Below are 580 nucleotides of genomic sequence, written 5' to 3' on the forward strand. Positions count from 1 at the left end.
AGGACGTCGATCCGCTCCCCGGTCTCGGCGTCGATGATCACGGTCGCGTAGCGGTGCCGGCGCTTGAGGGCGAAGTCGTCGACTCCGAGCACCCGCGGCACCCGCGGCGACGGCAGTGGCTGGCGCATGAGCAGGCGCAGAGCGGTCGAGTGAGAGATCGCGCAGGCCAGCGCGCGGGAGAGGCGGGCGCCCGCCCGGCCCGCTAACTCCTTGACCACCGCGCCGAGTTGGTCGGAAAGGCGCCTGGTGCGGCGCTGGTAGCGCTCCACCACGCCGGGGACCTGCTCGCGGAACGTCTGCCGCGGGCAGCCGAGCACCGGGCACACCAGCCGCCGCAGGCGCACCGACACCACCACCCGCCGCCCGTCCACCGGAACGTCCGCGACCCTTCGTCCGTGGAACCCGTGCACCCGCCCCGTCGGCTCACCGCACACCGGGCACGGCACCGGATCGTCCCGGGTTCGAGCCGACACCCAGATCACCTCGCCCTCGTCCGCCACACCCTCGACGACCAGGGCCGACAGACCCGAAAACACCACGCCCACAAGATCGTTGACATCACGCACACCGTGCCAACGAC

Annotated in this window: 1 protein-coding gene; it reads right to left on the reverse strand. The window is 72.2% G+C overall.

All coding sequences use genetic code 11. The features are described 5' to 3' along the window. Positions 1-566, reverse strand: a 566-nt coding sequence (locus ABD345_RS40100) for a transposase family protein (RefSeq protein WP_425556972.1), incomplete at its 3' end; no start/stop codon positions are given. Positions 567-580 lie beyond the last annotated feature (14 nt).

This window comes from Kitasatospora saccharophila, assembly GCF_039529925.1.
GTDB classification, from domain to species: Bacteria; Actinomycetota; Actinomycetes; order Streptomycetales; family Streptomycetaceae; genus Kitasatospora; species Kitasatospora saccharophila.